The 22,843-nt window shown below is 63.5% G+C and carries 30 protein-coding genes; all 30 read left to right on the forward strand.

What is annotated here, in order from left to right; translation table 11 throughout:
* The first annotated feature begins 179 nt into the window (after positions 1-179).
* The 30 genes from P0R31_RS11270 to P0R31_RS11415 all read left to right on the forward strand — a co-directional run bounded on the left by P0R31_RS11270 (position 180) and on the right by P0R31_RS11415 (position 22,759).
* Positions 180-2,234 (forward strand): FAD-dependent oxidoreductase, encoded by a 2,055-nt coding sequence (locus tag P0R31_RS11270; protein ID WP_275514134.1) that lies wholly within the window; start codon positions 180-182, stop codon positions 2,232-2,234.
* 135 nt (positions 2,235-2,369) lie between these two features.
* Positions 2,370-4,427, forward strand: coding sequence for an ABC transporter ATP-binding protein (locus P0R31_RS11275; protein WP_275514135.1), 2,058 nt, complete (start codon positions 2,370-2,372; stop codon positions 4,425-4,427).
* Positions 4,428-5,325: 898 nt separating this feature from the next.
* The gene (gene rpsL, locus P0R31_RS11280) at positions 5,326-5,697 is read left to right on the forward strand and encodes a 30S ribosomal protein S12 (protein ID WP_007603006.1); all 372 of its coding nucleotides are present in this window, start codon (positions 5,326-5,328) and stop codon (positions 5,695-5,697) included.
* A gap of 15 nt (positions 5,698-5,712) precedes the next feature.
* Positions 5,713-6,183 carry a 30S ribosomal protein S7 gene (rpsG, locus tag P0R31_RS11285; RefSeq protein WP_018647239.1) on the forward strand — a complete coding sequence of 157 codons (471 nt, stop codon included), beginning with the start codon at positions 5,713-5,715 and terminating at the stop codon, positions 6,181-6,183.
* A 33-nt stretch (positions 6,184-6,216) separates the two neighbouring features.
* A complete protein-coding gene (gene fusA, locus P0R31_RS11290) occupies positions 6,217-8,289 on the forward strand; it encodes an elongation factor G (RefSeq protein WP_275514136.1) in 2,073 nt (690 codons plus the stop codon).
* 40 nt (positions 8,290-8,329) lie between these two features.
* Complete coding sequence (tuf, locus tag P0R31_RS11295; RefSeq protein ID WP_025036994.1) at positions 8,330-9,520, forward strand: elongation factor Tu; 1,191 nt, start codon at positions 8,330-8,332, stop codon at positions 9,518-9,520.
* A gap of 81 nt (positions 9,521-9,601) precedes the next feature.
* Positions 9,602-9,910: a 30S ribosomal protein S10 gene (gene rpsJ, locus P0R31_RS11300; RefSeq protein WP_002712302.1), complete on the forward strand. Its 309-nt coding sequence runs from the start codon at positions 9,602-9,604 to the stop codon at positions 9,908-9,910.
* A 52-nt stretch (positions 9,911-9,962) separates the two neighbouring features.
* Positions 9,963-10,676: a 50S ribosomal protein L3 gene (rplC, locus tag P0R31_RS11305; RefSeq protein ID WP_025036993.1), complete on the forward strand. Its 714-nt coding sequence runs from the start codon at positions 9,963-9,965 to the stop codon at positions 10,674-10,676.
* 1 nt (position 10,677) lies between these two features.
* Entirely contained in the window at positions 10,678-11,298 is a 621-nt protein-coding gene (gene rplD / locus P0R31_RS11310) for a 50S ribosomal protein L4 (protein WP_018647243.1), read from the forward strand.
* Complete coding sequence (locus P0R31_RS11315) at positions 11,295-11,597, forward strand: 50S ribosomal protein L23 (protein ID WP_025036992.1); 303 nt, start codon at positions 11,295-11,297, stop codon at positions 11,595-11,597. Before rplD ends, P0R31_RS11315 begins: the two co-directional genes overlap by 4 nt.
* Before the next feature lie 12 nt (positions 11,598-11,609).
* Entirely contained in the window at positions 11,610-12,443 is an 834-nt protein-coding gene (gene rplB, locus P0R31_RS11320) for a 50S ribosomal protein L2 (protein WP_271544512.1), read from the forward strand.
* A gap of 12 nt (positions 12,444-12,455) precedes the next feature.
* Positions 12,456-12,734 (forward strand): 30S ribosomal protein S19, encoded by a 279-nt coding sequence (gene rpsS, locus P0R31_RS11325; protein ID WP_008136357.1) that lies wholly within the window; start codon positions 12,456-12,458, stop codon positions 12,732-12,734.
* Between the two features lie 10 nt (positions 12,735-12,744).
* Positions 12,745-13,131: a 50S ribosomal protein L22 gene (gene rplV, locus P0R31_RS11330; protein ID WP_008549264.1), complete on the forward strand. Its 387-nt coding sequence runs from the start codon at positions 12,745-12,747 to the stop codon at positions 13,129-13,131.
* A gap of 17 nt (positions 13,132-13,148) precedes the next feature.
* Complete coding sequence (gene rpsC / locus P0R31_RS11335) at positions 13,149-13,874, forward strand: 30S ribosomal protein S3 (protein WP_036011029.1); 726 nt, start codon at positions 13,149-13,151, stop codon at positions 13,872-13,874.
* A gap of 30 nt (positions 13,875-13,904) precedes the next feature.
* Positions 13,905-14,318 (forward strand): 50S ribosomal protein L16, encoded by a 414-nt coding sequence (rplP, locus tag P0R31_RS11340; RefSeq protein ID WP_008136349.1) that lies wholly within the window; start codon positions 13,905-13,907, stop codon positions 14,316-14,318.
* 5 nt (positions 14,319-14,323) lie between these two features.
* Positions 14,324-14,530, forward strand: coding sequence for a 50S ribosomal protein L29 (gene rpmC / locus P0R31_RS11345; RefSeq protein WP_025036989.1), 207 nt, complete (start codon positions 14,324-14,326; stop codon positions 14,528-14,530).
* Between the two features lie 13 nt (positions 14,531-14,543).
* On the forward strand, positions 14,544-14,792 hold the full coding sequence (gene rpsQ / locus P0R31_RS11350) for a 30S ribosomal protein S17 (RefSeq protein WP_024342452.1): 249 nt from the start codon (positions 14,544-14,546) through the stop codon (positions 14,790-14,792).
* Between the two features lie 84 nt (positions 14,793-14,876).
* Complete coding sequence (gene rplN / locus P0R31_RS11355; RefSeq protein ID WP_007603030.1) at positions 14,877-15,245, forward strand: 50S ribosomal protein L14; 369 nt, start codon at positions 14,877-14,879, stop codon at positions 15,243-15,245.
* Complete coding sequence (gene rplX, locus P0R31_RS11360; protein ID WP_011088142.1) at positions 15,245-15,559, forward strand: 50S ribosomal protein L24; 315 nt, start codon at positions 15,245-15,247, stop codon at positions 15,557-15,559. The genes rplN and rplX overlap by 1 nt, the downstream gene beginning before the upstream one ends.
* Entirely contained in the window at positions 15,552-16,109 is a 558-nt protein-coding gene (gene rplE, locus P0R31_RS11365; protein WP_025036988.1) for a 50S ribosomal protein L5, read from the forward strand. Before rplX ends, rplE begins: the two co-directional genes overlap by 8 nt.
* Positions 16,110-16,155: 46 nt before the next feature.
* Entirely contained in the window at positions 16,156-16,461 is a 306-nt protein-coding gene (rpsN, locus tag P0R31_RS11370; RefSeq protein ID WP_028137018.1) for a 30S ribosomal protein S14, read from the forward strand.
* A 14-nt stretch (positions 16,462-16,475) separates the two neighbouring features.
* Positions 16,476-16,874 (forward strand): 30S ribosomal protein S8, encoded by a 399-nt coding sequence (gene rpsH, locus P0R31_RS11375; RefSeq protein WP_024342456.1) that lies wholly within the window; start codon positions 16,476-16,478, stop codon positions 16,872-16,874.
* Between the two features lie 16 nt (positions 16,875-16,890).
* Positions 16,891-17,424, forward strand: a complete 534-nt coding sequence (gene rplF, locus P0R31_RS11380) for a 50S ribosomal protein L6 (RefSeq protein ID WP_036011036.1) — start codon at positions 16,891-16,893, stop codon at positions 17,422-17,424.
* An 11-nt stretch (positions 17,425-17,435) separates the two neighbouring features.
* The gene (gene rplR / locus P0R31_RS11385) at positions 17,436-17,798 is read left to right on the forward strand and encodes a 50S ribosomal protein L18 (RefSeq protein ID WP_024342458.1); all 363 of its coding nucleotides are present in this window, start codon (positions 17,436-17,438) and stop codon (positions 17,796-17,798) included.
* A 44-nt stretch (positions 17,799-17,842) separates the two neighbouring features.
* A complete protein-coding gene (rpsE, locus tag P0R31_RS11390) occupies positions 17,843-18,436 on the forward strand; it encodes a 30S ribosomal protein S5 (protein WP_025036985.1) in 594 nt (197 codons plus the stop codon).
* A gap of 25 nt (positions 18,437-18,461) precedes the next feature.
* Positions 18,462-18,656 carry a 50S ribosomal protein L30 gene (gene rpmD / locus P0R31_RS11395; RefSeq protein WP_025036984.1) on the forward strand — a complete coding sequence of 65 codons (195 nt, stop codon included), beginning with the start codon at positions 18,462-18,464 and terminating at the stop codon, positions 18,654-18,656.
* A gap of 75 nt (positions 18,657-18,731) precedes the next feature.
* Positions 18,732-19,217 carry a 50S ribosomal protein L15 gene (gene rplO, locus P0R31_RS11400; protein ID WP_036011044.1) on the forward strand — a complete coding sequence of 162 codons (486 nt, stop codon included), beginning with the start codon at positions 18,732-18,734 and terminating at the stop codon, positions 19,215-19,217.
* A 148-nt stretch (positions 19,218-19,365) separates the two neighbouring features.
* Positions 19,366-20,697 (forward strand): preprotein translocase subunit SecY, encoded by a 1,332-nt coding sequence (gene secY, locus P0R31_RS11405; RefSeq protein WP_157280554.1) that lies wholly within the window; start codon positions 19,366-19,368, stop codon positions 20,695-20,697.
* A complete protein-coding gene (locus tag P0R31_RS11410; RefSeq protein WP_275514137.1) occupies positions 20,694-21,905 on the forward strand; it encodes a preprotein translocase subunit SecY in 1,212 nt (403 codons plus the stop codon). The genes secY and P0R31_RS11410 overlap by 4 nt, the downstream gene beginning before the upstream one ends.
* A complete protein-coding gene (locus P0R31_RS11415) occupies positions 21,902-22,759 on the forward strand; it encodes an adenylate kinase (protein WP_275514138.1) in 858 nt (285 codons plus the stop codon). Before P0R31_RS11410 ends, P0R31_RS11415 begins: the two co-directional genes overlap by 4 nt.
* Positions 22,760-22,843: the final 84 nt, after the last annotated feature.

Below are 22,843 nucleotides of genomic sequence, written 5' to 3' on the forward strand. Positions count from 1 at the left end.
GAATACCGAGAACAATGAAAAGGCCGGCTTTCGCCGGCCTTTTTGCTGCTTTGTTTGCTTGTTGCGATGCGGGATCAACCTTTGTTCATCTTTCCTTCAGCCGCAAAAGCGCTTGTGCTATGGCGCTTTAGACCGGTGGTCCCGCCAAGGGGGCAGGGCCGGAAGACCACGGAACTCTCATGCTTGATCTCGCAATCGTAGGCGGCGGCCCCGGCGGGCTGATGAGCGCCTGGTACCTGAAGCGCAAGCTCGGCGACCTCTGCCGCGTCACCATCTACGAGGCCTCCGACAGGCTCGGCGGCAAGATCGTCACCCGCAAGTTCGATTCGGCGCCCGCGATGTACGAGGCCGGTGTTGCCGAGATCTACGACTACTCCATGACGGGCCCGGATCCTCTGCGCGAGCTGATCCAGCATTTCGGCCTTCAGACCATTCCGATGGATGCCGAGCAGGTGCAGTTCGGCGGTGAGCTGCTCAACGACGTTCCCGGCATGCGCCGCAAATACGGTGCCAGGACTGCCGCCGCGATCGAAGCCTTCCGCAAGCGCTGCGCCGAGGTGATGTCGCCGGTGGAATATTACGAGGGCGTCGGCGCGCACGACAACGAACATCCCTGGGCCTACAAGACCGCCGAGCAGGTGCTCGACGAGGAGGTCGAGGACGTCACCGCAAAGCGCTTCTTCAAGGTGATGGCGCGTTCCGACATCGCGACCGAGAGCCACAACACCAACGGGCTCAACGCGCTCAAGAACTATCTGATGGACGTCGACGGCTATATCGGCCTCTATTCCATCCAGAACGGCAACGAGCAGCTGATCGAGTGCCTGCAGTCGGAGGTCAATGCCGACATCCAGCTCAATCACCGCGTACTCACCGTCGGCAAGGCGCCGACCGGCCGGTATCAGCTCAAGATGATGAACGGCAAGGGGCCGGAGACCCGTGACTTCGATCTCGTGCTGGTCTGCCTGCCGCATTCCTGGCTCGCCACTCTCGGCTGGGAGGGCGAGCAGCTGCGCAGGTCGATGGTCAAGCACGTGGCCTATTTCGACCGTCCCGCGCACTATCTGCGCGTCTCGGTCTTGTTCGACGAGCCGTTCTGGGGCGACAAGATTCCGGGCGCCTGGTTCATGTCGGAAGCCTTCGGCGGCTGCTGCGTCTACAACGAGGGCGCACGTCACGACGTCGGCAAGCATGGTGTTCTGAACTGGCTCATTCCCGGCTCTGACGCGCTGGCTTTTGCCAATCTGTCGGACCAGGAGCTGATCGAGGCCGCCCTGAAATCGCTGCCGGCTTCTCTCGGCGATGCGCGTCTGCACTTCATGGAAGGCAAGATCCACCGCTGGCTGTCCTCGGTGAACGCGCTGCCTGGTGGTTTGCCCGCGCGCGACGTCATGACCAATCACCGGCCCGAGCCGAAGGAACACTCCGGCATCGTGGTGGTCGGCGACTATCTGTTCGATTCGACGCTGAACGGCCTGCTGGATTCCTCGGACGCGGCGACCGACATCATCCTGACCGAGATGATGCGCCTGCGCCGCCAGCGCGCGCAGGACGACAAGCCGCTCTCGGACAAGATCGATCGCAAATATTTCGAGAATTATCGCGGTCTCGGCCCCTATCACCAGGCGTGGCGGCACTTCACCGATCCCGACTACCTGACGAAGCTGATCGGCATCGTCTGGGGCAGGGCGGCGGGCGCCAAGCTGCTGGTCGCGGGCTCCGCCAGCGGCGAACTGGTCGGCGCCCTGCGCGATCGCGGCATCGATGCATGGGGGATCGAGAACAACCGCGCGATCCACGCCAGGACGCCGAAAGCGTTGAAGAAGTACAACAAGCTCGGCACGATCACCGACATGCCGTTCAAGGACGGCACCTTCGACTTCGTGTTCGAGACCAGCCTCTGCCACGTTTCCCCGAAGCAAGTGGTCCGCGCGATCCGCGAGCTCAACCGCGTGGTCAAGACCGGCCTCGTGTTCGGCTCCATCACCTCGGACATGGCGCCGGCATTGATCGACCGCTACGACCTGCTGCGCGGAGTCAAGAAGCTCGGCACCTGGTGGGAATGGTCCGAACTGTTCTTCGGCAACGGCTTCGACCTGTCGATGCACCGCAAGGATTGCACCGATGCGCTGTGGGAGGCGACGCTTGCCGCCAACAAGGGGCCGGGGCAGTGGTACGCCGACGCGGACAGCTTGCGCTATTCCTTCTTCGACAAGGTCGAGGACGAGGACTAGCCTCGGGGGACGCCAACCGAATTCGCCAATTGTTTTGCCGAATTCATCCTGATCGCATAGAATCGGTGCAATAGCGGTTGCCGCTATTTCCTGCGTTCTCTGCGGTCATGCCGGCCGTCAGCATCGGTTGGTTTCATGGCGTCCAAGCCTTTCTTGCCCGGCGACAAGCCTCTATCTCCCGATCAACAGAAGCTCGCCGCGGAGGAGGCGGCCGGGCTCGACGGCAAGCTCGCCGACGCTGCCAAGCCGGATCTCAAGGACGACGAGGACGCCGAAGACGAGGGGGATGACGAGCTGGAGCTCGACGAGGACGATGAGGACGAGGACCTCGTCGTCTTTACCGCGCGCGAAGCCGCCGGGGCCCTCGCGACCATTGTCGGGTTCGTCAAGCCCTATCTCTCCAACTACAAGCGGATGCTGTCATTCGTGGCATTCGGCGTCGTGGTCGAGACGTTGTTCAACGTCATCATGCCGCTCAGCCTCAAGTTCCTGATCGACGATGCGCTCGGCGAGGAGGATTTTCAGGCGCTCTACAAGATCCTCGGCGTGCTCGCCGTCGCCGGCATTTTCACCTCGATCGTTGCAGTCTGGTACGAACGCTGGGACGCCCGACTTGCCGCTGGCGTCATCTCCGATGTCCGCAAACGCCTGTTCGAGCACGTCCAGGACCTGCCCGCCGCCTATTTCGGCCGCACCAGGCGCGGCGAGATCCTGTCGCGCTTCTCGGTCGATCTCTCGGCCTTCGAAGGCTCGGTCAAGACGTTCGCCAACAGTGCCGCGCTGCCGTTCCTGGAGCTGATCGCCGGCATCATCCTGATGCTGTTCCTCAACTGGCAGCTCGCCGTCGTCGCGCTGCTGGTGTTCCCGATCACACTGATCGGCCCGCGGATCCTGACGCCGAAGGCGGTGCAGGCCAATTACGAACAGAAGCTCAATGAATCGGCGTTGCTGGGCCAAGTCCAGGAGAACGTGGCCGCCCAGGCGGTGATCAAGGCGTTCAGCCTGCAACGCAAGATGTTCGCCTTCTTCACCTTGCGCAACGACGAGACCCGCAACAAGATGGCCTCGGCCACGTTCCTCTCGACCATGGTGGAGCGGACGGTCACCATCTCGGTGCTCCTCCTGCACCTCGTGGTGCTCGCGATCGGCGCGTATCTGGCGACCAAGGGCCATATCACCATCGGCACCTTTGTCACCTTCGAGAGCGCGTTCTGGGAGGTCTCCTACAACATCGCCCATGTGATGCATTTCATCCCGGTGTCGATCTCCTCGGCCGCCGCGATCCGCCACATCCAGGAATTGCTCGACGAGCCGACCCGCAGCGCCGATCGCCCGGGCGCGCCCGATCTGCCGCGCATCACCCACGACATTACCTTCGATCACGTCACCTTCCAGTACGAGGGTGGTCAGACGCCGGTGCTGGACAATCTCAGCCTCAAGCTCGATGCCGGCAAGCGCATCGCGATCGTCGGTCCGAGCGGCTCCGGCAAGAGCACGCTGCTCAATTTGATCCTGCGGCTCTACGTGCCCGACGAAGGCCGCGTCACCATCGACGGCGTCGACGTCCGCAAGGTGACGCTGGACTCGCTGCGCCGGAGCATGGCGGTGGTGTTCCAGGAGAACATGCTGTTCAACATGTCGATCCGCGAGAACATCCGGCTCGGCAAGGAGGGCGCGACCGACCAGGAGGTGGAGGAGGCGGCCAAGAAGGCCGAGATCCACCGCTACATCATGGGCCTGCCGCAACGCTACGACACGCCGGTCGGCGAGCGCGGCGACACGCTGTCGGGCGGCCAGCGCCAGCGCATCGCGATCGCGCGCGCGATCATCCGCAACCCCTCCGTGCTGCTGCTGGACGAAGCCACCTCGGCGCTGGACCAGACCACCGAGGCCGCGATCAACCGCACGCTGCTCAGGGTCGCCAAGGGTCGCACCATGATCTGGTCGACCCACCGCCTGACCTCGGTGGTCGAGATGGACGAGATCATCGTGATTTCAGGGGGCAGGGCGATCGAGCGCGGTTCCCATGCCGAGCTGCTGGCCAAGAATGGCACCTATCGCAAGCTGTGGAACGACCAGATCCACCAGCCCCATGGCGCGGCAGCTCATGCCGACGCCGACCGCGATGATGACGACGAGGACGAAGACCTCGAGGACGATGACCTCGAGGACGATGAGGACGAGGAGGAGTAACCGCGGGCGGTCAGCTTCGAGCGGCCGCGTCTGATCGTCTCGTCTCACAGGCAACGCGCGGTTCAGCGCCGACTCGTCGATTCTCTGAAGCAAGGCGTTCGGCCGCCGCGACGCCGCTTTTTTGCAGGGCATGGCTTGGGGCGAGAGCCATCCGCGGGTCGGCAGGTCCGGGCTGAAGCCCCGTCACACCGGGCATCGCGGCGGGCCGGGAAAAGCTGGTAGACCGGCCACCAGCCAGCAAACTGAGCGCAGGCAGGAGAAAAGCCCCTCAGCTTGGTAATAAAACTACATTAAGCCCGGGTATAATTGGTTTCAGATCTGGCAGGTCAGTCGCCTCGGTCCTATATCAGGCAGGCGCGGGGAGGCGGCCATGAGGCTATTTTTTGCAGGCGCATGAAGCGCTTTGTGACTGTCGTTTCACCTTGACTTGACCGATTCTCACTTATAGAAAGCGCCTCACTTAACGACAGGCGGTGAGCATCGCCAGCGTCGGAACGGGCCACCCGTTGATCCCCAAAGACTAGATCTGCCAGGGGTCGCAAAGACGGGCACCAACCTCGACGAATGCCGCTCAAACGCTGTCGATCATAGCTAGGCAATGCCAGTGCGACTTTAGTTCTCTCGAGCGCGTTCTCTTGAGATCGAATTCGGATGCATGACCTCAGTGCGCGGGCCGCGGCGTTACGCTGAACGGCTCCGAGACTGCGGTCCTCTGTGGCGTCGAAGCGCTTTCCGCTCGTTGATGGAGCGGTTGGCGCAATTTCGCTTTGCGCGGGTCATTCGCGCCAGGCGGCCCGTTCGGGCGGGTAGCTCGAGCAGAATTTGCGGACCCGGTGACGGGCCGCGGCAAGACAGCGGACCCGAGAGGGGCCGCGGCAGAAAAAGGGTGAAGGCCAGAATGCCGACGATCAACCAGCTGATCGCTCAACCGCGGGAAGTGCAGAAGTCGCGCAAGAAGGTGCCGGCGCTGCAGCAGTCGCCGCAGAAGCGTGGTGTTTGCACGCGCGTCTACACCACGACCCCGAAGAAGCCGAACTCGGCGCTTCGTAAGGTTGCCAAGGTGCGCCTGACCAACGGCTTCGAGGTGATCGGCTACATCCCCGGCGAGGGCCATAACCTCCAGGAGCACTCGGTGGTCATGATCCGCGGCGGCCGCGTCAAGGACTTGCCGGGCGTGCGCTATCACATCCTCCGCGGCGTTCTGGACACCCAGGGCGTCAAGAACCGTAAGCAGCGTCGTTCGAAGTACGGCGCCAAGCGTCCGAAGTAAGCGGGAACCAAGCCTATGTCTCGTCGCCACTCTGCGGAAAAGCGCGAAGTTCTTCCGGATCCGAAGTTCGGGAACATCATCGTCACGAAGTTCATGAACTCGGTGATGTACGCCGGCAAGAAGTCGGTTGCGGAAGGCATCGTCTATGGTGCGTTCGGCATCATCGAATCCAAGACCAAGCAGAACCCGCTCGGCGTGTTCGAGCAGGCGCTCGAGAACGTCATGCCGACCATCGAGGTCCGCTCCCGCCGCGTCGGCGGCGCGACCTACCAGGTTCCGGTCGAGGTCCGCTCGACCCGCCGGCAGGCGCTCGGCATTCGCTGGCTGATCGCGGCTGCGCGCGAGCGCAACGAGAAGACCATGACCGAGCGGCTCTCGGCGGAGCTCTTGGACGCATCGAACAACCGGGGGAACGCCGTCAAGAAGCGCGAAGACGTGCACCGCATGGCGGAAGCCAACCGCGCCTTCTCGCACTACCGCTGGTAACGGCGACACACTCGGACTCGCAAGGAACGACCCATGCCCCGCCAACATGCCATCGAGGACTACCGTAACTTCGGTATCATGGCGCATATCGACGCCGGCAAGACCACGACGACCGAGCGCATCCTCTATTACACCGGCAAGAGCCACAAGATCGGCGAAGTGCACGAAGGTGCCGCGACGATGGACTGGATGGAGCAGGAGCAGGAGCGTGGCATCACGATCACCTCGGCTGCGACCACCGCGTTCTGGAACGGCAAGCGCCTGAACATCATCGACACGCCCGGTCACGTCGACTTCACCATCGAAGTCGAGCGTTCGCTCCGCGTGCTCGACGGCGCCGTCTGCGTGCTCGACTCCAACCAGGGCGTCGAGCCCCAGACCGAGACCGTCTGGCGCCAGGGCGACAAGTACAAGGTTCCGCGCATCGTCTTCGCCAACAAGATGGACAAGATCGGTGCCGACTTCTTCAAGTGTCTGTCGGACATCGTCGACCGTCTGGGCGCCAAGCCCGTCGCGATCCAGCTTCCGATCGGTGCCGAGAACAACTTCAAGGGTCTTGTCGACCTCGTGAAGATGAAGGGCGTCGTCTGGAACGACGAGTCGCTCGGTGCCAAGTTCGACTATGTCGACATTCCGGAAGACCTCGTCGACCAGGCCAAGGAATACCGCGAGAAGATGGTGGAAGCCGCCGTCGAGCTCGACGACGATGCCATGGCCGCCTATCTCGACGGCAAGGAGCCGGACGAGGCGACCCTGAAGCGCCTGATCCGCAAGGCGGTGCTGACCGGCGCGTTTTATCCCGTGCTGTGCGGCTCGGCCTTCAAGAACAAGGGCGTGCAGCCGCTGCTCGACGCCGTGGTCGACTATCTGCCGTCGCCGCTCGACGTGCCCGCGATCAAGGGCACCGACGACAAGGGCAACGAGGTCGTGCGCAAGGCGGACGACAAGGAGCCGCTGGCGCTGCTCGCGTTCAAGATCATGGACGACCCGTTCGTCGGCACCATCACCTTCTGCCGCATCTATTCCGGCATTCTGCAGAGCGGCACCGGCGTCGTGAACTCGACCCGCGAGAAGAAGGAGCGGATCGGGCGCATGCTGTTGATGCATGCGAACAACCGCGAGGACATCAAGGAAGCCTATGCCGGCGACATCGTCGCGCTGGCCGGCCTGAAGGAAGCGCGCACCGGTGACACGCTGTGCGATCCCGACAAGCAGGTGATCCTGGAGAAGATGGAATTCCCCGAGCCGGTCATCGAGATCGCGATCGAGCCGAAGTCCAAGGCCGACCAGGAGAAGCTGGGCGTGGCGCTGGCCAAGCTCGCCGCGGAGGATCCGTCCTTCCGCGTGTCGACCGACCACGAGTCCGGCCAGACCATCCTCAAGGGCATGGGCGAACTCCACCTCGACATCAAGGTCGACATCCTCAAGCGCACCTACAAGGTCGACGCCAACATCGGCGCGCCGCAGGTCGCCTTCCGTGAGCGCGTCACCAAGCGGGTCGAGCACAGCTACACCCACAAGAAGCAGACCGGCGGTACCGGCCAGTTCGCGGCCGTGTCGTTCATCGTCGAGCCGAACGAGGCCGGCAAGGGCTTCGAATTCGAATCGAAGATCGTCGGCGGCGCGGTGCCGAAGGAATACATCCCCGGCGTCGAGAAGGGCCTGGAGAGCGTGCTGTCGTCCGGCGTGGTCGCGGGCTTCCCTGTGGTCGACGTCAAGGTGCAACTGGTCGACGGCAAGTATCACGACGTCGACTCGTCGGCGCTCGCCTTCGAAATCGCCTCGCGCGCCTGCTTCCGCGAAGCGCTGCAGATGGGCAAGTCGGTCCTGCTCGAGCCGATCATGAAGGTCGAGGTGGTGACCCCGGAAGACTACACCGGCTCGGTCATCGGCGACCTGAATTCCCGGCGCGGTCAGATCCAGGGGCAGGACATGCGCGGCAACGCCAACGTCATCAACGCGATGGTGCCGCTCATGAACATGTTCGGTTACGTGAACAATCTGCGCTCGATGAGCCAGGGTCGCGCGACCTTCACCATGCAGTTCGATCACTACGCAGAAGCGCCGGCCAACGTGTCGGCAGAAGTCCAGAAGAAGTTTGCCTGATTGTCGTCGGTTGAAAGCTGACGATTGAACGGAGAGTCAAATGGCCAAAGCAAAGTTTGAACGTACCAAGCCGCACTGCAACATCGGCACCATCGGTCACGTCGACCATGGCAAGACGTCGCTGACCGCGGCGATCACCAAGGTTCTCGCCGAAGCCGGCGGTGCGACGTTCACCGCGTACGACCAGATCGACAAGGCGCCGGAAGAGAAGGCCCGCGGCATCACCATCTCGACCGCGCACGTCGAGTACGAGACGCCGAACCGCCACTACGCCCACGTCGACTGCCCCGGCCACGCCGACTACGTCAAGAACATGATCACCGGCGCCGCCCAGATGGACGGTGCGATCCTGGTCGTGTCGGCCGCTGACGGCCCGATGCCGCAGACCCGCGAGCACATCCTGCTCGCCCGCCAGGTCGGCGTGCCCGCGCTCGTCGTGTTCCTCAACAAGTGCGACATGGTCGACGATCCGGAGCTGCTCGAGCTCGTCGAGCTCGAAGTCCGCGAGCTCCTCTCCAAGTACGAATTCCCCGGCGACAAGATCCCGATCATCAAGGGTTCGGCGCTCGCAGCTCTCGAAGACTCCGACAAGAAGCTCGGCCACGACGCCATCCTCGAGCTGATGAAGAACGTCGACGAGTACATCCCGCAGCCGGAGCGTCCGATCGACCAGCCGTTCCTGATGCCGGTTGAAGACGTGTTCTCGATCTCGGGCCGCGGCACCGTCGTGACCGGCCGTGTCGAGCGCGGCGTCGTCAAGGTCGGCGAGGAAATCGAGATCGTCGGTCTCCGCGCCACCCAGAAGACCACCGTCACCGGCGTCGAAATGTTCCGCAAGCTGCTCGATCAGGGCCAGGCCGGCGACAACATCGGCGCGCTGCTCCGCGGCACCAAGCGCGAGGACGTCGAGCGCGGCCAGGTTCTGGCCAAGCCCGGTTCGGTCAAGCCGCACACCAAGTTCAAGGCTGAGGCCTACATCCTCACCAAGGAAGAGGGCGGTCGCCACACCCCGTTCTTCACCAACTACCGTCCGCAGTTCTACTTCCGCACCACCGACGTGACCGGTGTCGTGCACCTGCCGGAAGGCACCGAGATGGTGATGCCGGGCGACAATATCGCGATGGAAGTGCACCTGATCGTGCCGATCGCGATGGAAGAGAAGCTCCGCTTCGCGATCCGCGAGGGCGGCCGCACCGTCGGCGCCGGCGTCGTCGCCTCGATCATCGAGTAATTACGAGAATAGGGACGGCGAGTAGCGAATGGTGACATTCGCTATTCGCTATTCGCCACCCACTGAAGAGAGACCACGGCAATGAACGGCCAAAACATTCGTATCCGTCTCAAGGCGTTCGACCATCGTATCCTCGATACGTCGACCCGTGAGATCGTGAACACGGCGAAGCGCACCGGCGCGCAGGTCCGCGGACCCATTCCGCTGCCCACCCGCATCGAGAAGTTCACCGTCAACCGTTCGCCCCACGTCGACAAGAAGAGCCGCGAACAGTTCGAGATGCGCACTCACAAGCGCCTGCTCGACATCGTCGATCCGACCCCGCAGACCGTCGATGCTTTGATGAAGCTCGACCTGGCCGCCGGTGTCGACGTCGAGATCAAGCTCTAAGATTTTGGATCCCGTTCGCCAAAAGCGGACAAAGAGAACAGGAAGCAAGCCGATGCGCTCCGGAGTGATCGCACAAAAGGTCGGGATGACGCGGGTCTTCACGGAGGCCGGCGAACATATCCCCGTGACCGTGCTAAAGCTCGGCAATTGCCAGGTCGTAGGCCACCGCACCGAAGAGAAGAACGGTTACGTCGCGCTCCAGCTCGGTTCGGGCAGCCGCAAGACCGTTTACATGCCGAAGGCCGAGCGCGGCCAGTTCGCGGTCGCCAAGGTCGAGCCGAAGCGCCGGGTCGAGGAATTCCGCGTCACCGCGGACGCCATGATCCCGGTCGGCGCCGAGATCCAGGCCGACCACTTCGTTGTCGGCCAGTTCGTCGACGTCACCGGCACCTCGGTCGGTAAGGGCTTCGCCGGCGGCATGAAGCGCTGGAACTTCGGTGGTCTGCGCGCCACGCACGGTGTGTCGATCTCGCACCGCTCGATCGGTTCGACCGGTGGCCGTCAGGACCCCGGCAAGACCTGGAAGAACAAGAAGATGCCCGGCCACATGGGTGTCGACCGCATCACCACGCTCAACCTTCGCGTCGTCCAGACCGATGTCGAGCGCGGCCTGATCCTCGTCGAAGGCGCCGTTCCCGGCTCCAAGGGCGGCTGGATCCGCGTGCGCGACGCCGTCAAGAAGCCGCTGCCGAAGGAAGCCCCGAAGCCCGGCAAGTTCAAGGTTGCTGGCGACGCGGAAGCCGCTCCGGCTGCGCAGGAGGCGTGAGATGGAATTGAAGGTCACCACCCTCGAAGGTAAGGAAGCCGGCTCCGTCCAGCTGTCCGACGCCATTTTCGGCCTCGAGCCGCGCGAGGACATCATCGCGCGCTGCGTGCAGTGGCAGCTCAACAAGCGCCAGGCCGGCACGCACAAGGCCAAGGGGCGCGCCGAGATCTGGCGCACCGGCAAGAAGATGTACAAGCAGAAGGGCACCGGCGGTGCTCGTCACGGCTCGGCCCGCGTGCCGCAGTTCCGCGGCGGCGGTCGTGCCTTCGGTCCGGTGGTGCGTTCGCACGCCACCGACCTGCCGAAGAAGGTCCGTGCGCTCGCCCTGAAGCATGCGCTTTCGGCCAAGGCCAAGGACGGCGATCTCGTCGTGATCGAGAAGGCCGCTCTGGAAGCCGCCAAGACCAAGGCGCTGCTCGGCCACTTCTCGGGCCTCGGCCTCACCAACGCGCTGATCATCGACGGTGCCGAGCTCAACAACGGCTTCGCCGCTGCGGCTCGCAACATCCCGAACATGGACGTGCTGCCGATCCAGGGCATCAACGTCTATGACATCCTGCGCCGTCAGAAGCTCGTTCTGACCAAGGCCGCCATCGATGCGCTGGAGGCGCGCTTCAAATGAGCAAGAACATCGAGCCTCGCCACTACGACGTGATCCTGTCGCCGGTCGTGACCGAAAAGGCGACGATCGCCTCGGAGCACAACAAGGTGCTGTTCAAGGTGGCCGCCAAGGCGACCAAGCCGCAGATCAAGGAAGCGATCGAGAAGCTGTTCGACGTCAAGGTCAAGAGCGTCAACACGCTGGTCCGCAAGGGCAAGGTCAAGGCCTTCCGCGGCACCATCGGCTCGCAGTCGAACAGCAAACGCGCGATCGTGACCCTCGAAGAGGGTCACCGGATCGACGTCACCACCGGTCTGTAAGGTCGTACGACGATGGCACTGAAGACATTCAATCCCACGACGCCGGGCCAGCGCCAGCTGGTCATGGTCGATCGTTCGGCCCTCTACAAGGGCAAGCCGGTCAAGGCGCTCACCGAAGGCAAGAAGTCCTCGGGCGGCCGCAACAACACCGGCCGCATCACCGTGCGCTTCCGCGGCGGTGGTCACAAGCAGACGCTGCGTACCGTCGACTTCAAGCGTGAGAAGATCGACGTGCCCGCGACCGTCGAGCGTCTCGAGTATGATCCCAATCGCACCGGTTTCATCGCCCTGATCAAGTATCAGGACGGCGAGCAGGCCTACATCCTGGCGCCGCAGCGCCTGGCGGTGGGTGACACGATCATCGCCGGCAATTACGTCGACGTGAAGCCGGGCAACGTCATGCCGCTCGGCAACATGCCGGTCGGCACGATCATCCACAACATCGAGGTCAAGATCGGCAAGGGCGGCCAGCTGGCGCGTTCCGCCGGTACCTACGCCCAGCTCGTCGGCCGCGACCAGGACTACGTCATCATCCGCCTGAACTCGGGCGAGCAGCGCCTGGTGCACGGCCGCTGCCGCGGCACGATCGGCGCGGTGTCGAACCCGGATCACATGAACACCTCGATCGGCAAGGCCGGTCGCAAGCGTTGGATGGGCCGCAGGCCGCACAACCGCGGTGTCGCGATGAACCCGATCGACCATCCGCACGGCGGTGGTGAAGGTCGTACCTCGGGCGGCCGCCACCCGGTCACCCCGTGGGGCAAGCCGACCAAGGGCAAGAAGACCCGCACCAACAAGTCGACCACCAAATTCATTCTCCTAAGCCGCCACAAGCGGAAGAAGTAAGGAACGCCGGACATGGTTCGTTCAGTCTGGAAAGGCCCGTTCGTCGAGGGTTCTCTGCTCAAAAAGGCAGATGCCGCGCGCGCGTCCGGCCGTCACGACGTCATCAAGATCTGGAGCCGTCGCTCGACGATCCTGCCGCAATTCGTCGGCCTGACCTTCGGCGTGTACAACGGTCAGAAGCACGTGCCGGTGGCCGTGAACGAGGAAATGGTCGGTCACAAGTTCGGCGAGTTCTCGCCGACCCGGACCTTCCATGGCCACTCCGGCGACAAGAAAGCCAAGAAGGCTTGAGGATTAAACGATGAGCAAACCTAAGCGCGAACGGAGCCTCGCCGACAACGAGGCCAAGGCGGTCGCCCGGATGCTGCGGGTGAGCCCGCAGAAGCTCAACCTGGTCGCCCAGCTCATTCGCGGCCGGAAGGCGTCTGCCGCGCTCGCCGACCTGCAGTTTTCGCGCAAGCGGATCGCGGTCGACGTGAAGAAGTGCCTGGAATCGGCGATTGCCAACGCCGAGAACAACCACGACCTCGACGTCGACGATCTCGTCGTGGCCCAGGCCTTCGTCGGCAACGGCCTCGTGATGAAGCGCTTCGCCGCCCGCGGCCGCGGCCGCTCGGGCCGTGTCTACAAACCGTTTTCGCAGCTGACGATCATCGTTCGTCAGGTCGAAGCTGAAGCCGCCGCTTAAGGGCGCAGGAGAACACGATGGGTCAAAAGATCAATCCGATCGGTCTGCGTCTCGGCATCAACCGGACCTGGGATTCCCGCTGGTTCGCCGGCAAGCAGGAATACGGCAAGCTGCTGCACGAGGACGTCAAGATCCGCGAGATCCTGCACAAGGAGCTCAAGCAGGCGGCCGTCGCCCGCATCGTGATCGAGCGTCCGCACAAGAAGTGCCGCGTCACCATCCACTCGGCCCGTCCGGGCGTGGTGATCGGCAAGAAGGGCGCCGACATCGACAAGCTGCGCAAGAGGGTCGCGGACATCACCTCGTCCGACGTCGTCATCAACATCGTCGAGATCCGCAAGCCGGAGCTCGATGCGACGCTGGTGGCCGAATCGATCGCGCAGCAGCTCGAGCGCCGCGTGGCGTTCCGCCGTGCCATGAAGCGCGCCGTGCAGTCGGCGATGCGTCTCGGCGCGGAGGGCATCCGCATCAACTGCTCGGGACGTCTGGGCGGTGCGGAAATCGCGCGCATGGAGTGGTACCGCGAAGGCCGCGTGCCGCTGCACACGCTGCGTGCCGACATCGACTACGGCGTTGCGACCGCGTTCACGACCTTCGGCACCTGCGGCGTCAAGGTCTGGATCTTCAAGGGCGAGATCCTCGAGCACGATCCGATGGCCCAGGACAAGAGAATGGCCGAAGGCGAGACCGGCGGCAGTGGTGATCGCGGTGGCCGTCAGCGCCGCGAGACGGCCGCTGCCTAAGGTCAGACAGGAATTTGAGGGCTTAAAGCCATGATGCAACCTAAGAAAACGAAGTTCCGGAAGGCGCATAAGGGCCGCATCCACGGCGTCGCGTCTTCGGGCGCGACGTTGGCGTTCGGCCAGTTCGGCCTGAAGGCGACCGAGCCCGAGCGCGTCACCGCGCGCCAGATCGAAGCCGCCCGCCGCGCGCTGACCCGCCACATGAAGCGCGCCGGCCGCGTCTGGATCCGCGTGTTCCCCGACGTTCCGGTGTCGAAGAAGCCGGCCGAAGTCCGCATGGGCTCCGGCAAGGGTTCGCCGGAATTGTGGGTCGCGCGCGTCAAGCCGGGCCGGGTGCTGTTCGAGATCGACGGCGTCAACACCCAGACGGCGCGTGAGGCGCTGACCCTGGCGGCCGCCAAGCTGCCGATCAAGACGCGCTTCGTCGAGCGCATTGCGGAGTAATGGCCATGGCACAGATGAAGATCGAAGACATCCGCGCGATGAGCCCCGACCAGCAGGATGAGGCCATCCTGAACCTGAAGAAGGAACGCTTCAACCTGCGCTTCCAGCGCGCCACCGGGCAGCTCGAGAACACCTCGCGCCTGCGCGAGGCCCGCCGTGACATCGCCCGGATCAAGACCATCGCCGCGCAGACGCGCGCGAAGAAGAAATAAGAGGCTTACGAAGATGCCGAAACGTACTTTGCAGGGCGTGGTCGTCAGCGACAAGCAAGCCAAGACCATCGTGGTGCGCGTCGACCGCCGCTTCACGCACCCGATCTACAAGAAGACGATCCGCCGTTCGAAGAACTACCACGCGCACGACGAGAGCAACCAGTTCAAGCCGGGCGACATGGTGTGGATCGAGGAAACGAAGCCGATTTCGAAGTTGAAGCGCTGGGTCGTGATCCGGGGCGAACACAAGAAAAGCGCCTGATCTGTTGGCTTTAGCCGACTGACTTCAGGGAAATGTTGAGCGCCGGCTGGGCTGGCGCAAAGAGAAAGAGGACGAGGTGCATCAATGATTCAGATGCAGACCAACCTCGACGTGGCCGACAATTCTGGCGCACGCCGTGTCATGTGTATCAAGGTGCTCGGAGGCTCCAAGCGCCGCTACGCCACGATCGGCGACATCATCGTCGTGTCGATCAAGGAAGCCATTCCGCGTGGCAAGGTGAAGAAGGGCGACGTGATGAAGGCCGTCGTGGTGCGCGTCCGCAAGGACATCCGCCGCGCCGACGGCTCGGTCATCCGTTTCGACCGCAACGCCGCCGTGCTGATCAACAACCAGTCCGAGCCGGTCGGCACCCGTATCTTCGGGCCCGTGCCGCGCGAGCTGCGCGCCAAGAACCACATGAAGATCATCTCGCTCGCGCCGGAGGTGCTGTGATGGCTGCGAAGATCCGCAAGGGCGACAAGGTCGTCGTGCTGACCGGCCGCGACAAGGGCCGCACCGGCGAAGTGTTCGAGGTTCGCCCCGACGCCGGCACCGCGCTGGTGCGCGGCATCAACATGGTCAAGCGTCACCAGAAGCAGACGCAGGCCCAGGAGGGCGGCATCATCTCGAAAGAGGCGCCGATCCAACTGTCCAACATCGCGTATGTCGGCAAGGACGGAAAGCCGACCCGCGTCGGATTCAAGATTCTGGCGGACGGCAAGAAGGTCCGCATCGCCAAGAGCTCGGGAGCTGAGATCGATGGCTGAGGCCGCTTACACGCCGCGCCTGCGCGCGGAATATGACGCGAAGATCCGCACGGCTCTGACCGAGAAGTTCGGTTACGAGAACGTCATGCAGGTTCCGCGCCTGGACAAGGTCGTGCTGAACATGGGCGTTGGCGATTCCGTCAACGACCGCAAGAAGGCCGAGACCGCCGCTGCCGAATTGACCCAGATCGCCGGCCAGAAGGCGATCGTGACCTATTCGCGCATCGCGATCGCGACATTCAAGCTGCGTGAGAACCAGCCGATCGGCTGCAAGGTCACGCTGCGCAAGGCCCGCATGTACGAGTTCATCGATCGCCTGGTGAACGTCGCGTTGCCGCGCGTGCGCGACTTCCGCGGTCTGAACCCGAAGAGCTTCGACGGCCGTGGCAACTACTCGCTCGGCATCAAGGAGCACATCATTTTCCCCGAGATCGACTTCGACAAGGTCACGGAAGCCCGCGGTATGGACATCACCGTCTGCACCACGGCCAAGACCGACGAAGAGGCGAGGGCCTTGTTGACCGCTTTCAATTTCCCGTTCCGGCAGTGAGACGCTGACTTAGAGCCTCTCAAACGCGGATACCCAGGAGCCAAGCATGGCAAAGAAGAGTTCAGTCGAGAAGAACAACCGGCGCAAGCGGATGGTGAAGAACGCCGCCGCCAAGCGCGAGCGGTTGAAGGCGATCATCGCCGACAAGACGCTGCCGATGGAGGAGCGGTTCGCCGCGACCCTGAAGCTGGCGGAAATGCCGCGCAACTCGTCGGCGACCCGCATCCGCCTGCGTTGCGAGCTGTCGGGCCGCCCGCGCTCGAACTATCGCAAGAACAAGCTGTCCCGTATCGCGCTGCGCGAACTTGGCTCCAAGGGCATGGTCCCGGGCCTCGTGAAGTCCAGCTGGTAAGGAGGGGCGTTTAGATGTCTACGCACGATCCAATCAGCGATCTGATCACCCGTATCCGCAACGCGCAGATGCGTTCGAAGACCAAGGTCTCCACGCCCGGCTCGAAGATGCGCGAGAACGTGCTCGAGGTTCTGAAGGCTGAGGGCTACATCCGCGGTTACGCCACGCTCGAACACTCCTCGGGCCGCAGCGAGATCGAGATCGAGCTGAAGTATTTCGACGGCGAGCCCGTCATCCGCGAGATTGAGCGCGTTTCCAAGCCCGGGCGCAGAGTCTACGCCTCGGTGAAGAACCTGCCGCGGGTGAACAACGGTCTCGGCATTTCGGTGTTGTCGACGCCGAAGGGGATCATGGCCGACCACAGCGCGCGCGACGCGAATGTGGGCGGTGAAGTCCTCTTCACGGTGTTCTGAGAAGGATTTTTCATCCATGTCACGAGTTGGCAAAAGGCCTGTGGCGGTTCCGTCGGGTGTGACCGCGACCGTCGATGGGCAGACCGTCAAGATGAAGGGCCCGAAGGGCCAGCTTCAGTTCGTCGTCCACGACGACGTCGAAGTGAAGCTCGAGAACGGCCAGGTCAAGGTCAAGCCGCGGACCGAGACCAACCGCGCGCGGGCGCTGTACGGCACCGCTCGCGCCCAGGTCGCGAATCTGGTCGAAGGCGTCACCAAGGGTTTCGAGAAGAAGCTCGAGATCACCGGCGTCGGCTATCGCGCCGCGATGCAGGGCAAGAACCTGCAGCTCGCGCTCGGCTACAGCCATGACGTGATCTACCCGATCCCCGAGGGGATCACGATCACCGTCCCGAAGCCGACCGAGATCACGGTGGCGGGCAGCGACGTCCAGCGCGTCGGCCAGGTCGCCGCCGAGATCCGCTCCTATCGTCCGCCGGAACCCTACAAGGGCAAGGGCGTGAAGTATGTGGGCGAATTCATCTTCCGCAAGGAAGGCAAGAAGAAGTAACGGAGCCGGTCATGTCGAAAGCCAAGGTTACGAATGCCCGGCGCAAGCGGAGTGTGCGGCTGAAGCTGCGCCGTTCCGCCGGCGGCCGTCCGCGCCTGTCGGTGTTCCGCTCGTCCAAGCACATCTACGCCCAGGTCATCGACGACCTGAAGGGCGAGACGCTGGCCTCTGCCTCGTCGCTCGAGAAGTCGATGCGCGACGGCGGCAAGACCGGCGCTGACATCGATGCGGCGAAGGCGGTCGGCAAGCTGCTGGCTGAGCGCGCTGCAGAGAAGGGTGTCAAGGAAGTCGTGTTCGATCGCGGCAGCTATCTCTATCACGGGCGCGTCAAGGCTCTTGCCGATGCAGCGCGTGAGAGTGGGCTGAGCTTCTAACAGAATTTGAGGATTGAGGCGTAAGTCTCTGAAGGATTAGAAAAATGGCAGAACGCGAACAACGTGGTGGACGCGATCAACGCGGCGGCGGACGTGAACGCAGGGAGCGCGAGGAGCGCGACAGCGAGTTCGTCGACAAGCTCGTCCACATCAACCGCGTGGCCAAGGTCGTCAAGGGCGGCAAGCGCTTCGGTTTCGCAGCGCTGGTCGTGATCGGCGACCAGAAGGGCCGCGCCGGCTTCGGTCACGGCAAGGCGCGCGAAGTGCCTGAGGCGATCCGCAAGGCGACCGAGTCCGCCAAGCGCAACCTGACGCGGGTGTCGCTGCGCGAGGGCCGCACGCTCCATCACGACATCGCCGGCCGTCATGGCGCGGGCCGTGTCTATCTGCGTGCAGCTCCGGCCGGTACCGGCATCATCGCCGGCGGCCCGATGCGCGCCGTGTTCGAGACGCTCGGCGTCCAGGACGTGGTGGCGAAGTCGATCGGCTCGTCGAACCCGTACAACATGGTGCGCGCGACCTTCGACGCGCTGAAGCACCAGGATTCGCCGCGTTCGGTCGCAGCCCGCCGCAACATCAAGGTGTCCACCCTCCAGTCCCGCCGTATCGGCGGCGATGCCGAGGCGGCCGCCGACTAACGGAAGCTTTTCGGAGTAGACTCCCATGGCCAAGGCCGCAAAGACGATCAAGGTCGAGCAGACCGGCAGCGCGATCCGCCGCCATCACTCGCAGCGTTCGACCCTGATCGGGCTCAAGCTCAACAAGATCGGCCGCACCAGCGAACTGCCGGATACCCCGGCGGTCCGCGGCATGATCGAGAAGGTTCACCATCTCGTCCGCATCATCGACGAGAAGTAAGCAAAGGCGTACGGTCCCGGAGAGCGGGAAGCGGTTTTCGGTGAAGATCGTGCGCAAGACACAAGGAGAAGGGCGATGAAGCTCAGCGATATCGCCGACAACGCCGGCTCGCGCAAGAAGCGTATGCGCGTCGGCCGCGGCATCGGTTCCGGCAAGGGCAAGCAGTCCGGTCGCGGCGGCAAGGGCCAGACCGCGCGTTCGGGCGTGCGCATCAAGGGTTTCGAAGGCGGCCAGATGCCGATGCATCGCCGTCTGCCCAAGCGCGGCTTCAACAACATCTTCCGCGTCGAGTTCGCCGAGATCAATCTCGACCGGCTCCAGGAAGCGGTCGACGCCAAGAAGATCGACGCCGGCAGCGTCGTCAATGTCGAGGCCCTGGTGAAGGGCGGCGTGCTGCGCCGCGCCAAGGGCGGCCTGCGGCTGCTCGGCCGAGGCGAGCTCAAGTCCAAGCTCAACATCGAAGTGCACGGCGCCAGCAAGACCGCGATCGCCGCGGTCGAGAAGGCCGGCGGTTCGGTGAAGATCCTCGCCCAGCCCAAGGAAGAAGGCGAGGCAGCGTAACAACTGCGTCATTGGCCCGCGGCGCGCGGGCCTTTACGCATGCGGGACGTGGACTTATCGAAGCCGAGCCCCAGATAATGTCCGGCGTCCGCTAAACTAGCCCGGCCGCGGGCATGACGGCGCAACAGGCGGCGGGAGAAAGTCCAAGATGGTCTCTGCAGCGGAACAACTGGCAGCCAATCTCAATTTCGGCGCGTTTGCCAAGGCCGACGAACTGAAGAAGCGCATCTGGTTCACCCTGGGTGCGCTGCTCGTTTATCGGCTCGGGACGTACATCCCGCTGCCGGGCATCGATCCCAACATCTGGGAGCAGGTGTTCCGCTCCCAGGCGGGCGGCATCCTAGGCATGTTCAACATGTTCGCCGGCGGCGGCATCCACCGCATGGCGATCTTCGCGCTGAACATCATGCCGTACATCTCGGCCTCGATCATCATCCAGCTCCTCACCACCGTCTCGCCACAGCTCGAGGCGCTGAAGAAGGAAGGCGAGGCCGGCCGCAAGACGCTGAACCAGTACACGCGCTATCTGACCGTCATCCTGGCCGCATTCCAGTCCTACGGCATCGCCGTCGGCCTCGAAGGCGCCGGCAACGTCGTCAGCGAGCCCGGCATGTTCTTCCGCCTGTCCACGGCGATCACGCTGACCGGCGGCACCATGTTCCTGATGTGGCTCGGCGAGCAGATCACCTCGCGTGGCATTGGCAACGGCATTTCGCTGATCATTCTCGCCGGCATCGTCGCCGAGTTGCCCGCGGCGCTCGCCGGCATGCTCGAGCTCGGCCGTCAGGGCGCGATGTCGACCGGCCTGATCCTGGTCGTCATCATCATGGCCGTCGTCGTGATCGCCTTCATCGTGTTCATGGAGCGCGCCCAGCGCCGCCTCTTGATCCAGTATCCGAAGCGCCAGGTCGGCAACAAGATGTTCGAGGGCCAGTCCTCGCATCTGCCGCTCAAGCTCAACACCTCCGGCGTGATCCCGCCGATCTTCGCATCCTCGCTGCTCCTCTTGCCGACGACGGTTGCGAACTTCAACACGGGCAGCGGGCCGGAATGGTTCCAGTGGATCACCACCCAGCTCGGCCATGGCCGTCCGCTGTTCCTGATCATGTATCTGGCGCTGATCGTGTTCTTCGCCTTCTTCTACACCGCGATCGTGTTCAACCCGACCGAGACCGCGGACAATCTGAAGAAGCACGGCGGCTTCATTCCCGGCATTCGCCCGGGCGAACGCACCGCGGAATACATCGACTACGTGCTGTCGCGCATCACCGTGCTGGGTGCGATTTATCTCGCCATCGTCTGCTTGATCCCGGAAATCCTGATCTCCTACGCCTCGGTGCCGTTCTATTTCGGCGGCACCTCGCTGCTGATCGTCGTCAGCGTCACCATGGACACGGTGGCGCAGGTCCAGGGCTATCTGCTGGCGCACCAGTATGAAGGTCTGATCCGCAAGTCCAAGCTGCGGGGCCGCCGTAGATGAGCAGGGAGCTCGCGCGCCGAATCGCTTTCACGATCGGCGCGCTGCTCCTTTTCAGGCTCGGCACGCAGATCCCGATTGCGGGTGTAAATCTCTCCGACGTCTCGCCGACGCTGGATCTCGTCTCCCGGCTTTCGATCTTTGCGCTCGGCCTCATTCCCTATCTGACTGCGGCAATCTTCATCCGACTGCTGTCCGTGGTGTGGCGCGGCCCGAATTCGCTCGAACGCTCCGGCGAGGGCGGACGGCGTAAGATCGCACGTGCCACGCTCGGGCTCACACTCGGAATTGCGGCCTTCCAGGCCTATGGCATCGCCTCGGCAATGACGTCGATCCCGGGCCTCGTCAAAAATCCCGACGGCTGGTTCGTGACGACCGCTACCGCCTCGATGGTCGGCGGCGTCTTCGTGCTGGTGTGGCTCAGCGAACAGATGACCCGCTACGGCATCGGCAATGGCTTGGCGCTGATCTTGAGCGCCGGCTTCATCGTCGCCATTCCGCAAAACATTGCCGGTATCGCGGATCTCGTGCGGAGCGGGACGATCTCGGGCAATCTTGTGCTCGGCCATGTCGTGTTCTGGATCGCGATCGTCGTCGTGATCGTGCTTGTCGAAGGCGCGCGGCGAAATATCCGGGTCCAGTTCGCCGCACAAAGCGTCGGTACGCGGCAACTGCCTGTGCGCGATGCGATACTGCCGATCAAGCTCAACAGCGCCGGCTTCCTGATTCCCGTCACCGTAGCGCCGTGGATATTCTATCTGCCGCTTGCCTTTGCGGGCTTCATCCTGGGAGGCGATCATCCCCTGGTTGCCGCAACCTACCGGCATCTCCAGCTGGGGCAGCCGGCGCACCTCATCCTCGTGTCGATCGCCGTGTTCGTGCTCGCCTTCGTCTACACTGCTTATGTGGTCGATCCCGAATACACCGCCAAATCCCTGACCCGCCACGATGGCGCAATTCCAGGTGTCGCTCCCGGCGAGGCCACCGCGGACTATCTCGATCGCGTCGTGTCATTGACGACAGTCGTCGGAGCCGTCTACCTGACGGCGTTGCAGTTGATTCCGGAGGTGTTCGAGCTTTACGGGATCGGGCTGCCTTATAGTATGGTCGTCAATGGTGGTGCAGTGCTGGTTGTGGTTTGCACCGTTCTTGATATCAAAACGCAGGTGCGCGAGGTGTCGCTCACCAATCCGGGGGGCGTACGCCGATGAGAATTATACTTCTGGGACCGCCGGGGTCGGGCAAGGGGACCCAGGCCCAGCTCCTGGTGCAGCGCTATGGCATCGTCCAGCTCTCGACTGGCGAGATGCTGCGTGCCGCGGTTGCGGCCGGCACCCCGGTCGGGTTGAAGGCCAAGGAGATCATGGCGAGCGGCGGCCTGGTGCCCGATGACGTCGTGGTGGGAATCATTTCCGATCGCATCGAGCAGCCGGACGCCAAGAGCGGTTTCATCCTCGACGGTTTCCCCCGCACCGTGCCGCAGGCCGAGGCGCTGGACGAGCTGCTCAAGCGCAAGCACCTCAAGCTCGACGCCGTGATCGAGCTCCGGGTCAATGAGAGCGCGCTTCTGAGCCGCGTCGAGACCCGCGTCGCCCAGATGCGGGAGCGCGGCGAGGAGGTCCGGCTCGACGATACCCCGGAGGTCCTGACCAAGCGGCTGGCCAGCTATCGCAGCCAGACGGAACCGCTGATTCACTACTATTCCGAGCGGCGGAAGCTCTCGACCATCGACGGCATGATGACCATCGACGAGGTCACCCGCGCCATCCACCGCCAGCTGCTGGCTCTGGGGGCGATCGAGCCCAAGACGCATGCCCGGAGCGCCGCCAAGGCGGCGCCGGCTAAAAAGGGCAAGGCGGGGAAGAAGGCGGCTGCAAGGCCGGCAAAAACGGCCAAAAAGGGCGCGAAATCGGTAAAAAAGGCCACCAAATCGGCGGTGAAAGGCCCAAAGAAGGCGGCCAAGAAAGCCTCCAAGAAAACCGTCAAGAAAGCAGCCAAGAAGACCGTCAAAAAGGGTGCCAAAAAGGCCGCAAAAAAGGTCACGAAAAAGCGAGCCAAACGCTAGCAGCGGTTGACGAAAGCCCCCGGAATCCCCTAATAAGCCCCGCATCCAAGTCGGATAGTTTCAGACGATGCCGGGCCCCAGGAA

The sequence above is a fragment of the Bradyrhizobium yuanmingense genome, assembly GCF_029167105.1.
GTDB lineage: Bacteria > Pseudomonadota > Alphaproteobacteria > Rhizobiales > Xanthobacteraceae > Bradyrhizobium > Bradyrhizobium yuanmingense_A.

What these genes read in the sequence shown, in the direction of transcription:
- secY (WP_157280554.1), top strand. Translation starts at nt 19,366, where the DNA reads ATGGTCTCTGCAGCGGAACAACTGGCAGCCAATCTCAATTTCGGCGCG.
- rpsS (WP_008136357.1), top strand. Translation starts at nt 12,456, where the DNA reads ATGGTTCGTTCAGTCTGGAAAGGCCCGTTCGTCGAGGGTTCTCTGCTC.
- tuf (WP_025036994.1), top strand. Translation starts at nt 8,330, where the DNA reads ATGGCCAAAGCAAAGTTTGAACGTACCAAGCCGCACTGCAACATCGGC.
- rplD (WP_018647243.1), top strand. Translation starts at nt 10,678, where the DNA reads ATGGAATTGAAGGTCACCACCCTCGAAGGTAAGGAAGCCGGCTCCGTC.
- rplF (WP_036011036.1), top strand. Translation starts at nt 16,891, where the DNA reads ATGTCACGAGTTGGCAAAAGGCCTGTGGCGGTTCCGTCGGGTGTGACC.
- rplN (WP_007603030.1), top strand. Translation starts at nt 14,877, where the DNA reads ATGATTCAGATGCAGACCAACCTCGACGTGGCCGACAATTCTGGCGCA.
- rpsJ (WP_002712302.1), top strand. Translation starts at nt 9,602, where the DNA reads ATGAACGGCCAAAACATTCGTATCCGTCTCAAGGCGTTCGACCATCGT.
- rpsQ (WP_024342452.1), top strand. Translation starts at nt 14,544, where the DNA reads ATGCCGAAACGTACTTTGCAGGGCGTGGTCGTCAGCGACAAGCAAGCC.
- rpsN (WP_028137018.1), top strand. Translation starts at nt 16,156, where the DNA reads ATGGCAAAGAAGAGTTCAGTCGAGAAGAACAACCGGCGCAAGCGGATG.
- rpmD (WP_025036984.1), top strand. Translation starts at nt 18,462, where the DNA reads ATGGCCAAGGCCGCAAAGACGATCAAGGTCGAGCAGACCGGCAGCGCG.
- rplR (WP_024342458.1), top strand. Translation starts at nt 17,436, where the DNA reads ATGTCGAAAGCCAAGGTTACGAATGCCCGGCGCAAGCGGAGTGTGCGG.
- rpsG (WP_018647239.1), top strand. Translation starts at nt 5,713, where the DNA reads ATGTCTCGTCGCCACTCTGCGGAAAAGCGCGAAGTTCTTCCGGATCCG.
- rpmC (WP_025036989.1), top strand. Translation starts at nt 14,324, where the DNA reads ATGGCACAGATGAAGATCGAAGACATCCGCGCGATGAGCCCCGACCAG.
- P0R31_RS11415 (WP_275514138.1), top strand. Translation starts at nt 21,902, where the DNA reads ATGAGAATTATACTTCTGGGACCGCCGGGGTCGGGCAAGGGGACCCAG.
- rplC (WP_025036993.1), top strand. Translation starts at nt 9,963, where the DNA reads ATGCGCTCCGGAGTGATCGCACAAAAGGTCGGGATGACGCGGGTCTTC.
- rplV (WP_008549264.1), top strand. Translation starts at nt 12,745, where the DNA reads ATGAGCAAACCTAAGCGCGAACGGAGCCTCGCCGACAACGAGGCCAAG.
- rpsH (WP_024342456.1), top strand. Translation starts at nt 16,476, where the DNA reads ATGTCTACGCACGATCCAATCAGCGATCTGATCACCCGTATCCGCAAC.
- P0R31_RS11270 (WP_275514134.1), top strand. Translation starts at nt 180, where the DNA reads ATGCTTGATCTCGCAATCGTAGGCGGCGGCCCCGGCGGGCTGATGAGC.
- rpsC (WP_036011029.1), top strand. Translation starts at nt 13,149, where the DNA reads ATGGGTCAAAAGATCAATCCGATCGGTCTGCGTCTCGGCATCAACCGG.
- P0R31_RS11410 (WP_275514137.1), top strand. Translation starts at nt 20,694, where the DNA reads ATGAGCAGGGAGCTCGCGCGCCGAATCGCTTTCACGATCGGCGCGCTG.
- rplX (WP_011088142.1), top strand. Translation starts at nt 15,245, where the DNA reads ATGGCTGCGAAGATCCGCAAGGGCGACAAGGTCGTCGTGCTGACCGGC.
- P0R31_RS11275 (WP_275514135.1), top strand. Translation starts at nt 2,370, where the DNA reads ATGGCGTCCAAGCCTTTCTTGCCCGGCGACAAGCCTCTATCTCCCGAT.
- rplE (WP_025036988.1), top strand. Translation starts at nt 15,552, where the DNA reads ATGGCTGAGGCCGCTTACACGCCGCGCCTGCGCGCGGAATATGACGCG.
- rpsL (WP_007603006.1), top strand. Translation starts at nt 5,326, where the DNA reads ATGCCGACGATCAACCAGCTGATCGCTCAACCGCGGGAAGTGCAGAAG.
- rpsE (WP_025036985.1), top strand. Translation starts at nt 17,843, where the DNA reads ATGGCAGAACGCGAACAACGTGGTGGACGCGATCAACGCGGCGGCGGA.
- rplO (WP_036011044.1), top strand. Translation starts at nt 18,732, where the DNA reads ATGAAGCTCAGCGATATCGCCGACAACGCCGGCTCGCGCAAGAAGCGT.
- P0R31_RS11315 (WP_025036992.1), top strand. Translation starts at nt 11,295, where the DNA reads ATGAGCAAGAACATCGAGCCTCGCCACTACGACGTGATCCTGTCGCCG.
- rplB (WP_271544512.1), top strand. Translation starts at nt 11,610, where the DNA reads ATGGCACTGAAGACATTCAATCCCACGACGCCGGGCCAGCGCCAGCTG.
- rplP (WP_008136349.1), top strand. Translation starts at nt 13,905, where the DNA reads ATGATGCAACCTAAGAAAACGAAGTTCCGGAAGGCGCATAAGGGCCGC.
- fusA (WP_275514136.1), top strand. Translation starts at nt 6,217, where the DNA reads ATGCCCCGCCAACATGCCATCGAGGACTACCGTAACTTCGGTATCATG.